11 protein-coding genes are annotated in these 9143 nt (G+C 72.3%); 5 read left to right on the top strand and 6 right to left on the bottom strand.

Annotated elements, in window-relative coordinates; translation table 11 throughout:
- Positions 1–124: 124 nt before the first annotated feature.
- Positions 125–1105 (bottom strand): 3-keto-5-aminohexanoate cleavage protein, encoded by a 981-nt coding sequence (locus WD341_RS04110; protein WP_368424152.1) that lies wholly within the window; start codon positions 1103–1105, stop codon positions 125–127.
- Between the two features lie 155 nt (positions 1106–1260).
- On the opposite strand from WD341_RS04110, the gene WD341_RS04105 reads away from it, so the two are divergent.
- From WD341_RS04105 to WD341_RS04095, 3 genes are read left to right on the top strand one after another with little or no spacing between them, the layout of a single operon-like run.
- Positions 1261–1644, top strand: a complete 384-nt coding sequence (locus tag WD341_RS04105; protein ID WP_368424151.1) for a nitrile hydratase — start codon at positions 1261–1263, stop codon at positions 1642–1644.
- A gap of 10 nt (positions 1645–1654) precedes the next feature.
- A complete protein-coding gene (locus tag WD341_RS04100) occupies positions 1655–1951 on the top strand; it encodes an SH3-like domain-containing protein (protein WP_368424150.1) in 297 nt (98 codons plus the stop codon).
- Positions 1948–2682: a nitrile hydratase subunit alpha gene (locus WD341_RS04095; RefSeq protein ID WP_368424149.1), complete on the top strand. Its 735-nt coding sequence runs from the start codon at positions 1948–1950 to the stop codon at positions 2680–2682. The genes WD341_RS04100 and WD341_RS04095 overlap by 4 nt, the downstream gene beginning before the upstream one ends.
- Positions 2683–2916: 234 nt before the next feature.
- Here WD341_RS04095 and WD341_RS04090 read toward each other — a convergent pair whose 3' ends face one another.
- The 5 genes from WD341_RS04090 to WD341_RS04070 form a co-directional block, all read right to left on the bottom strand.
- Positions 2917–3600 (bottom strand): DUF1028 domain-containing protein, encoded by a 684-nt coding sequence (locus WD341_RS04090; RefSeq protein ID WP_368424148.1) that lies wholly within the window; start codon positions 3598–3600, stop codon positions 2917–2919.
- A gap of 76 nt (positions 3601–3676) precedes the next feature.
- On the bottom strand, positions 3677–4102 hold the full coding sequence (locus WD341_RS04085; RefSeq protein ID WP_368424154.1) for a RidA family protein: 426 nt from the start codon (positions 4100–4102) through the stop codon (positions 3677–3679).
- Positions 4103–4130: 28 nt separating this feature from the next.
- Positions 4131–4628: a hypothetical protein gene (locus WD341_RS04080; RefSeq protein ID WP_368424147.1), complete on the bottom strand. Its 498-nt coding sequence runs from the start codon at positions 4626–4628 to the stop codon at positions 4131–4133.
- A gap of 163 nt (positions 4629–4791) precedes the next feature.
- Positions 4792–6258, bottom strand: coding sequence for a 4-hydroxyphenylacetate 3-hydroxylase family protein (locus WD341_RS04075; protein WP_368424146.1), 1467 nt, complete (start codon positions 6256–6258; stop codon positions 4792–4794).
- 57 nt (positions 6259–6315) lie between these two features.
- Complete coding sequence (locus tag WD341_RS04070; protein WP_368424145.1) at positions 6316–6831, bottom strand: flavin reductase family protein; 516 nt, start codon at positions 6829–6831, stop codon at positions 6316–6318.
- A 114-nt stretch (positions 6832–6945) separates the two neighbouring features.
- Between WD341_RS04070 and WD341_RS04065 the strand changes: the two genes are divergently transcribed.
- Positions 6946–7857: a LysR substrate-binding domain-containing protein gene (locus tag WD341_RS04065; protein ID WP_368424144.1), complete on the top strand. Its 912-nt coding sequence runs from the start codon at positions 6946–6948 to the stop codon at positions 7855–7857.
- A 45-nt stretch (positions 7858–7902) separates the two neighbouring features.
- Positions 7903–8727, top strand: coding sequence for an aldo/keto reductase (locus WD341_RS04060; protein WP_368424143.1), 825 nt, complete (start codon positions 7903–7905; stop codon positions 8725–8727).
- Positions 8728–9143 lie beyond the last annotated feature (416 nt).

The raw sequence follows: 9143 nt of genomic DNA, 5'->3' as shown, positions 1-9143 counted from the left end.
GGCGGCGTCTGCCGTGCACTACTCCCCTCAGAAAAAATCCCGGACAGCAGTGCGTTTTCACGGGGATGACGGGGAAGGGGCGATGACGGGAGCACGGGCAGCACCGGGGCCGTGCGGCCGCCGCCTAGAAGGCCACGCGGTCGCCGCCCTTGAGCTGGAGCATGGCGCGCGCCTCGGCCGGGGTCGCGATTTCCAGGGACAGCTCCTCCAGGATGCCGCGGATCTTGCGGACCTGGGCGGCGTTGGTCTCGGCCAGCTTGCCCTTGGCGAGGTAGATCGAGTCCTCCAGGCCGACCCGGACGTTGGCGCCCATGGTCGCGCCCATCGAGCAGAAGGGCATCTGGTGGCGCCCGGCGGCCAGGATCGACCACTGGTAGTCGCTGCCGAACAGCTTGTCGGCGATCCGGCGCATGTGCATCAGGTTCTCCGGGTCGGCGCCGATGCCGCCCAGGATGCCGAAGATCGTCTGCACGAACAGCGGCGGCTCGACCAGGCCGCGGTCGAGGAAGTGGGCCAGGTTGTAGAGGTGGCCGACGTCGTAGCACTCGAACTCGAAGCGCGTGCCGTGGTCCTGTCCCAGGCGCTTAAGAATGCTTTCGATGTCCTTGAAAGTGTTTCGGAAGATGAAGTCGCGGCTGGCCTCCAGGTAGGCCGGCTCCCAGTCGTGCTGGAAGTCCTTCATCTTGTCGAGGATCGGGAACAGTCCGAAGTTCATCGAGCCCATGTTGAGCGAGGTCATCTCCGGCGAGGCCATCAGCGGCGCCGCCAGGCGGTCGTCCAGGCTCATGCCGTGGCCGCCGCCGGTGGTGATGTTCACCACCGCGTCGCAGGCCTGCTTGATGCGCGGCAGGAACTCCATGAAGACCTTGGGATCGGGCGTCGGCTTGCCGGTCTCGGGATCACGGGCATGCAGGTGGATGATCGAGGCGCCGGCCTCGGCGGCGCCGACCGAGGCCTCGGCGATCTCCCCGGGCGTGATCGGCAGGTAGGGGGTCATGCTCGGCGTATGGATCGAGCCGGTCACGGCGCAGGTGATGATGACCTTGCGCGCGGCCTTGGCGGGCTGGCTCTCCTGCTTGCTCGCCTGTTGCTTCTCTGGGGCCAAGGGGATGCTCCTTTCCGGCGCCTGGGTCTCGGGGGCGCGATAACAGCAGGGTGGCGGGGGCCCCGCAAGTCCCGGCGGCGCCGGGACATCGCGCTGGCCGTTATCGTGTTGGTATCGCGCTGGACAGCGGCGCCGGGCGTCGTACACTCGCCGTCATGAGCGAAGCACCACAAGAATCCTCGCAAGACGCGCTCCCCTGCTGGGGGCCGCACGACGTCGGCGGCCGGGCCGCCGGCCCGGTCGACCGCAGCGAGCACGACACCGCGCAGTGGGAGTGGCAGGTCGACGCCATGGTCCGGCTGCTGGTCGGCAAGGGCGTGCTCAGCGACTTTGCCGAGCTGCGCGACGGCATCGAGAAGCTGCAGCCCGAGGACTACGAGCGCCTGAGCTACTACGAGCGCTGGGCCGCCGCCGTCGCCTACGCCCTGATCGACAAGGGCGTGATCGAGGAGGCCGAGCTGCGGGCCACGGTCGAGGCGCTGAAGGCCGACCGCTCCGCCGGTACGAGCCCGCCCCAGGCGGCGGCGCCGGACCGATGACGGCGCCCCGATGAAGACTCAGGGGGAGCCGCGCTACGCCGTCGGCCAGAGCGTGCGCATCGCGCCGCGCACGCCGCCGGTCCACCACCGGGTGCCGAGCTACGCCAAGGGCCGGGTCGGGCGCATCGTGCGCGTCTGCAGCGAGCACGGCCTGCCCGAGGCCTACATCCGCGGCGACGGCCGGCCCTTCCGGCGGCTCTACCGCGTGCGCCTCGCCCAGGAGCAGCTCTGGGAGGGCTACGCGGGCCAGCCCGGCGACACGCTCGACCTCGAGATCTTCGAACCCTGGCTGGAGCCGGTTGAATGACCAGCGACCCGAGCGCCCCCCACGGCCATGAGCCTGGCCATGCCCACGGGCATGACCACGGGCACGGGCACGACCACGGCCACGGGCACGACGAGGGGCACGGGCACGACCACGCCCGGACCTTCCAGCCCGACCTCTCGGAGCCGACCAGCGACGCCGCCCTGATCGGCGTCGCGCTGCGCCGCCTGCTGCTCGAGCGCGGCCTCTACACGGCCGAGGAGGAGCGGGCGACGATCCAGAGGATGGCCGGCGCGAACCCGGGCAACGGCGCGCGCATCGCCGCGCGGGCCTGGTCCGACCCGGCTTTCCGGGAGCGCCTGCTGGCCGACGGCGCCGAGGCCATCAAGGAGCTCGGCTACGACCTCTCGCCGCTCGAGTTCACCGTGCTGGAGAACGACGAGCGGCTGCACAACGTCGTCGTCTGCACGCTCTGCTCCTGCTACCCGCGCGCGCTCCTGGGCCAGTCGCCGGCCTGGTACAAGTCGAAGAACTACCGCGCCCGCATCGTCCGCGAGCCGCGCACGGTGCTCGCCGAGTTCGGCGTCGCCCTGCCGGACTCCGTGGAGGTCCGGGTCCACGATTCCACCGCCGAGCTGCGCTACATGGTCCTGCCCCAGCGGCCGCCCGGCACCGAGAGCCTGGACGAGGCCGCGCTCGCCGCCCTGGTCACCCGCGACTCCCTGATCGGCACCCAGCGCGACCTGACCCCCAAGGACCCGGCGGCGCACTGAGGCCGGCTGGGTCGGCTCTCTCCCATTCTTCGTCGTCCCCCGCCCTCGCCATTCCGCCCCTTCTTCGTCATTCCCGCGAAGGCGGGAATCCATGGGGAGAGGCCCGCCTGTGCCGACGGTTGGCAGGCGAGCGCGAAGGCGAGTCCCTATGGATCCCCGCCTTCGCGGGGATGACGAAAAAGAAGCGCGGGGATGACGAACAAAAGTGGGGACGACGGAGCGGGGAAGCCGCCGCTACCTGTCGCCGGGGACGCCGAAGGAAGGCGCGGCGGTCGGGTCGAGGGCGCGGGTGACGTAGGAGTCGGCCTGGGGCGACCAGGCGTCCCAGAGCCGGCGCAGGGCCGGGATCGCGCCGTCCGGCTCGTCGTGCCAGTCGACGCGCAGGTCGGCCCAGGGCCAGGCCTGCTCGGCGGCGACGACGAGGCCGGCCGAGTGCACCGGGCCCTCCTCGCCGCCGGCGGCGAGGCCGGCCTCCAGCGCGCGCAGCAGGCGCTCGCCGAGCGGCTGGTCGGCGCTCTCCTCGAAGGCGCGCACCAGGGCCGCCGGCACCGCCTCGTCGGCCAGCAGGTTGCCGGCGGCGACGCAGCCCTCGCCGAGCGCCACGGCGACGCGGCCGAGCGCCCGCGGGCCGCTGTGCCAGGCCGTGGCGCCCTGGTCGTCGACCAGGGCGAGCTGGCGGAAGTCGGGATGGGCCTGGGTCGCCAGCAGGGCGTTCATCGCCGCCTGGGCCGGCATGCCGGCGGCCAGGAAGTCGAGGCCCTTGGGCCCGAGCCGGGGGTCTGTGACGTTCTGCGTCGCGACCGCCCCGACCTCGGCGCGGGCGAAGGCGCAGCGCGCCGCCACGGCCATCGAGGAGGAGGTCACGACGACGCCGAGCTGGCCGGTGCGCCGGCAGCGCGCGGTAAGCGAAAAAGTCATCCTCGGTCCCTCCCGGTAGGCCGGCGCCCGCTGCCCCGGCGCCCGCTCGCCCGGCGCCCGCTGGCCCGGCGGCCGCTCACGGCTTGCCGGCTTCGTACCGCCGGACCGCGGTGACGTCGATCTCCATCAGCCAGTCCTCCTTGGCGAGGCCGGCGACGATCAGGCCGGTCGAGACCGGGAAGACGCCCTTCAGCGCCCGGCCGACCGCCCGGTAGACCGCCGGGCGGTCCTCGCGCCGGACGATGTAGACGACGATCTTGACCACGTCCATCGGGGTCGCGCCGCACTCGCCGAGCAGCTGCTCGACGTTGCGCATGGCCTGCTCGGCCTGGGCGCCGGCATCGCCGACCCCGACCGTCTCGCCGGTCCGGAGGTCGCTGCCGACCTGGCCGCGCAGGTAGACCGTCGAGCCGGCGACCACGGCCTGGGAGAGGTCGTTGTCGAGCTCCTGGCCGGGATAGGTGTCGCGGGTGTTGAAGCGGCGGATGCGCTGGATCGGCACCATGGTCTCGGCTGTCCTCTTCTCGTTTCTAGCGGGCGGTGGCGACCGCGACGATCTCGCGCGAGGTCTCGGCGAAGGGCCCGCCCTGCCAGTCGCCGTGCCAGGATACCGGATCGAAGCCGGCGCCGGCGAGCAGGCGGGCGATCGTCGGCCGCGGTGCGAAGCGCAGCCGGTTGCGGGCGACGAAGCGCGTGCCCTCGGCCGGGAAGTGGAAGTGGGTCTCGTAGGTCAGCCGCTCCTCGACCAGGGGCGTCACGTCGTTGTGGATCTCGACCAGCTCGCCGTCGGGCAGGCGGTGGGTCTCGGCGCTCTCGGCCGGCGTCCAGCGCTCGTAGCTGCGGAAGGCCGGATTGCGGCTCTCGAAGGCGAAGCGGCCGCCCGGGCGCAGCAGGCGGCGGACGGCCGCCAGCGTCGCGGCGATGGCCGCGTCCTCGAGCAGCACCTGGAAGGCGTGGCCGGTCATCACCGCGAGGTCGAAGCGGTTTTCGCCCTCGACCTCCTCGGCCGTCGCCTCGTAGAGGTCCATGTCGGTGCCCTTTCCCCTCACCCTCCCACGCTTTCGCGTGGGCCCCTCCCTCTCCCCAAAGGGGCGAGGGAAGACAAGGGCGCTGTCCATTGCCCTCGCCCCTTTGGGGAGAGGGAGGGGCCCGCGAAGCGGGAGGGTGAGGGGTGACGGGAGCTGCGCACCCTCAGTTCGGCTTCTTCCCGCCCATGACCTTGTCCGACAGCCCGGCGGCCTTGCGCACGAAGTCGAGCGGGCCGTCGAAGTCGAAGCTGCGGTAGACGGCGGCCAGGTGCGCGAAGGGCGGCGCCTGGGCGAAGAGCTCGAAGGTGACGCGATGGCCGGCGTAGTCGCTGTTGATCAGGTCGCGGGCGAAGGCCAGGAGCTTGCGCCGATCCTCGGCGACCCAGTCCTCGTTGACGCTGTAGTATTTGGTCAGCCAGTGCGCGATCTCCGGCGCCTCGAAGGTCGCCTGGTCCGGGGTCACGCAGATCTGGCCGCCGCACAGCTCGCGCGCGATGTGCAGCATCTCCGGCAGCTTCGAGCAGGCATGGACGCGGCCGGTGTAGAGCAGCGACTGGTTCGGCATCAGCAGGCCCGCCGGGCTCTTCTCGGCGAGCGCGATCGAGGCGGTCAAGTGGGCGTTGATGGTCTCGCGGTAGCAGGCCAGCTGCGCCAGCTTCTCCTGGACCGCCTGCTGCTTGTCGAGGCCGGTCTGGCGCACGTTGAAGAGCGCCGCGCCGATCAGCATGTCGGCGATCTTCTCGATGCGCTGCACGAAGGGGAAGGCGGAGTAGCGGTGCAGGGTGCCGCGGATGAAGGTCGCGGCGCGGGTGTGGCGGTAGAACAGCACATTCTCCCAGGGCACCAGCACGTCGTCGAAGATGACCAGGGTGTCGACCTCGTCGAAGCGGTTGGCCAGGGGATAGTCGGCCGCCGGCCGCCGCCCGGCGAAGCCGGTCCGGCAGATGTGCCGGACGCCCGGCGCACCCATGTCGCAGACGAAGCCGAGCGCGTAGTCGGACAGCGCCGCGTCGCCCCAGTTGGCGATGGTCGGCTTGACGAAGGCCTGGTTGGCGTAGGCCGCCGCCGTCTCGAACTTGGCGCCGCGCACGACGATGCCGGCGTCGGTCTCCTTGACCAGGTGGAGCAGCATGTCCGGGTCCTGCTCCTGGGGCCGCTTCGAGCGGTCGCCCTTGGGATCGGTGTTGGCCGAGACGTGGAAGGGGTCGCCGTGCAGCGCCTTCTTGATGTGGGCCTCGATGTTGCGGGCGAACTGCGGGTCGACCTCGTTGAGCACGTCCTGGCCGTCGTAGAGCGACCACATCTCGCCGACCGTCTCGTCGCCGACCCGGATGACCACCCCGCCGATGTCCTCGAGCACCGTGTCGACGGCCCGGCGCTTGTCCCACCAGTCCTGCTGGCTCTCCGGCAGCTTGAGGCCGACGGCGTTGGCCTCGTTGGTGCCGGGGTCGACGTAGGACATGATCTCGGCCGTCGCCGGCTCGTGGGCCAGGTCGTAGATCCGCGCGCGCACGTCGACGATCGGCTTGAAGGAGGGGTGGGCGGCGACGTCGCCGACGCGCGCGCCGTCGATCCAGACCTCGCGGTCGTCGCGGATCGAGGCGCGGTACTCCTCGCCGGTGCGGATCATGGCAGGCTTCTCCCGGAAGGCTTGTTGAGGTGGCGCCGGTTCAAGCGGAGGCCGCCGTCACACGGAGGCCGGCGCGCAGGGCGCCAGGCGGCGGTAGCCGCGCGCCTGGTAGAGCAGGGGACGCTCGGCCCCCGGCGCGCTCTCCAGGACCCGGCCGACGAAGATGCGGTGCGTGCCGTGGGCGTGGGCCGCTTCCAGCGCGCAGTGGAAGGTCGCGGCGGCGCCCTCGAGCCTGAGCGCCCCGTCGTCGCCGCGCCGCCAGCCGCCGGTCGCGAACTTGTCCTGGCCCGCGCCGAGGCCGCGGCCGGCGAAAACGTCGGAGATCGCCGACTGGTGCTCGGCCAGCAGGTTCACGGTGAAGGAGCGGTTGGTCTCGATGGCGGCGCAGGTCGGGCTCAGGTGGTGCAGGCAGACCAGCAGCAGGGGCGGCTCGGCGGAGACAGAGGAGAGCGCCGAGACGGTGGTGCCGCGCCGGCCCGCCGGCCCCTCGGTGGCGACGACGCTGACCGCCGTGGCGGCCTGGGCCATGGCGGCCAGGAAGGCGGTGCGGGCGGCCTCGGCGCACGGCGGCATCGGCGTCTCCCGGGTCGCGGAGGGGCAATTGCGGATCGGAATCGATTGCAGGGTAGCGCCGCGCGCGCCCATCGGTAAATTATCATTAACCTGGGATGTACCTCGGAAAAGCCGATGAACTTCACCCTGCGCCAGCTTCGCTACTTCTGTGCCGCGGCCGAGGCCGGCAGCATCGCCGCGGCCGCCCAGCGGCTCGGCATCTCGCAGCCGGCGATCTCGGCGGCCATCGCCGGGCTCGAGGCGAGCGCCGGCACGACCTTCTTCCTGCGCCATCCGGCCCAGGGCCTGGCGGCGACCGAGGCGGGCCGGGTCTTCCTGGCTGGCGCGCGCGGCCTCCTGGAGCACGCCGGCGAGCTCGGCGAGGCGGCGCGCAGCCTGGGCGAGGGCGCGACCGGCAGCCTGGCGCTCGGCTGCTTCTCGACCCTGGCGCCGCTCTACCTGCCGCGCCTGCTCCGGGACTTCCAGGCGGCGCAGCCGGGCATCGAGCTGGCCTTCCGGGAGGGCACCCTCGACTCGCTGCAGGGCGACCTGCTGTCGGGGCGGGTCGAGCTGGCGCTGCTCTACGAGCTCGACCTCGACCGCCGGCTCGAGGCCGAGCGCCTCGCCGAGCTGCCGCCCTACGTGCTGCTGGCCGCCGAGGATCCCCTGGCCGGCCGCGCCGAGCTGGAGCTGGCCGAGCTGGCCGAGCGGCCGATGGTGCTGCTCGACCTGCCGCACAGCCGCGAGTACTTCCGCTCGCTGTTCCTGGCTCAGGGCCTGGAGCCGCGCGTCGTGCAGCGCACCGCCTCCTACGAGCTGCTGCGCGCCCTGGTCGGCAACGGCTTCGGCTACGGCCTGCTCAACGTCCGGCCGGTCTCGGAGCGCGCCTACGACGGCAGCCGCCTGGTCCAGCGCCCCCTGGCCGGCCCGCCGCCAGGCCTGGCGCTCGTGCTGGCGCGCGTCGCGGCGGCGCGCCCGACGCGGCGGGCGGCGCTGTTCGGCGACTTCGCACGCGCCTTCTTCAAAGCCGCGCCGGCGACCTGCTAGGTTGGCCGCGCGGGCAGGAGAGGGACGCGAAGGAGGAGAAGCGCGATGATCGAGATCGAGACGAAGGGCGCGCGGCTGCCGGCCCTCGGCTTCGGCACCTGGGAGCTGCGCGGCGCGACCTGCCGCGAGATGATCCCGGTCGCCCTGGAGCTCGGCTACCGCCACATCGACACCGCCCAGGCCTACGGCAACGAGGCCGAGATCGGCCAGGGGCTGCGCGACGCCGGCCTGGCGCGCGAGGACCTCTGGATCACCAGCAAGCTGTGGATGGACCGCCTGGCGCCGGACCTCGTCCCGGGCGCACTGGCCGAGTCCCTGGAGCGGCTCGGCACCGACTACCTCGACCTGCTGCTGATCCACTGGCCGAGCGAGGAGGTCTCTCACCTCGAGACCCTGGCCGCCATGGCGGAGCAGCGCCGGGCCGGGCGGGTCCGCCACCTCGGCGTCTCGAACTTCACCGTGGCCCAGCTCGCCGAGGCCGACGGCGCCGGCGTCGAGCTGCTGGCCAACCAGGTCGAGTACCACCCCTTCCTCAGTCAGGACGACCTGCGCGCGGCCCTGGACGAGCGCGACATGGTGCTGACCGCCTACGCGCCGCTGGCCCGCGGTGCGGTCGCCCGCGACGCCACCATCGGCCGGATTGCCGAGGCCCACGGCAAGTCGCCCGAGCAGGTCGCGCTGCGCTGGCTGGTCCAGCAGCGCAACGTCGCCGCGATCCCCAAGGCCGGCAGCCGCCGCCACGCCGAGGCCAACCTCGCGATCTTCGACTTCAGCCTGGAGGCGGCCGAGATGGCCGCGATCGCCGCCCTGGGACGGGGCCGCCGGCGCCTCGTCGAACCGTCCTGGGCGCCCGCCTGGGACGCGGCTTGAGGGGGCGGTACGCAGATCGCGCTTCGTGGTTCGCCCTTCGACAAGCTCAGGGTGAAGGGCTCGCCATGAAGCGCGACCTTTTCGCCGGTCATCCTCCGGACCGTCGAAGGAGATGGCGAAGCCGCACCGGCGTCCCCGTCGCTTCATGGTGAGCCTGTCGAACCATGCGAGCGCGACCGCGATACCGCCCGCGACCTGCTGAGGCCCGAGGTCCGCGCAACTCGCGCTTCGTGGTTCGACAAGCTCACCATGAAGCGCGAACCTCGCGCCGGCCCTCCTCCGCGAGCGCCGAAGGAGGGGGAGCCGCCGCACCGGCGACCCCGTCGCTTCATGGTGAGCCCTTCACCCTGAGCTTGTCGAAGGGCGAACCATGCCAGCGCGCCGCCTCCGCCGGCAGCGACCTGCCGAGGCCCGAG

It is taken from the genome of Tistlia sp., from assembly GCF_040905785.1.
Lineage (GTDB): Bacteria > Pseudomonadota > Alphaproteobacteria > Kiloniellales > DSM-21159 > Tistlia.
Note: the sequence above shows the minus strand (reverse complement) of the source record. Positions and strands in the feature narration are given on the sequence as shown.

Bases quoted from the DNA above. Each gene is read 5' to 3' on its own strand.
- WD341_RS04105 (WP_368424151.1), top strand. From the start codon at position 1,261: ATGAGCGAAGCACCACAAGAATCCTCGCAAGACGCGCTCCCCTGCTGG.
- WD341_RS04100 (WP_368424150.1), top strand. From the start codon at position 1,655: ATGAAGACTCAGGGGGAGCCGCGCTACGCCGTCGGCCAGAGCGTGCGC.
- WD341_RS04095 (WP_368424149.1), top strand. From the start codon at position 1,948: ATGACCAGCGACCCGAGCGCCCCCCACGGCCATGAGCCTGGCCATGCC.
- WD341_RS04090 (WP_368424148.1), bottom strand. From the start codon at position 3,600: ATGACTTTTTCGCTTACCGCGCGCTGCCGGCGCACCGGCCAGCTCGGC.
- WD341_RS04080 (WP_368424147.1), bottom strand. From the start codon at position 4,628: ATGGACCTCTACGAGGCGACGGCCGAGGAGGTCGAGGGCGAAAACCGC.
- WD341_RS04075 (WP_368424146.1), bottom strand. From the start codon at position 6,258: ATGATCCGCACCGGCGAGGAGTACCGCGCCTCGATCCGCGACGACCGC.
- WD341_RS04070 (WP_368424145.1), bottom strand. From the start codon at position 6,831: ATGCCGCCGTGCGCCGAGGCCGCCCGCACCGCCTTCCTGGCCGCCATG.
- WD341_RS04065 (WP_368424144.1), top strand. From the start codon at position 6,946: ATGAACTTCACCCTGCGCCAGCTTCGCTACTTCTGTGCCGCGGCCGAG.
- WD341_RS04060 (WP_368424143.1), top strand. From the start codon at position 7,903: ATGATCGAGATCGAGACGAAGGGCGCGCGGCTGCCGGCCCTCGGCTTC.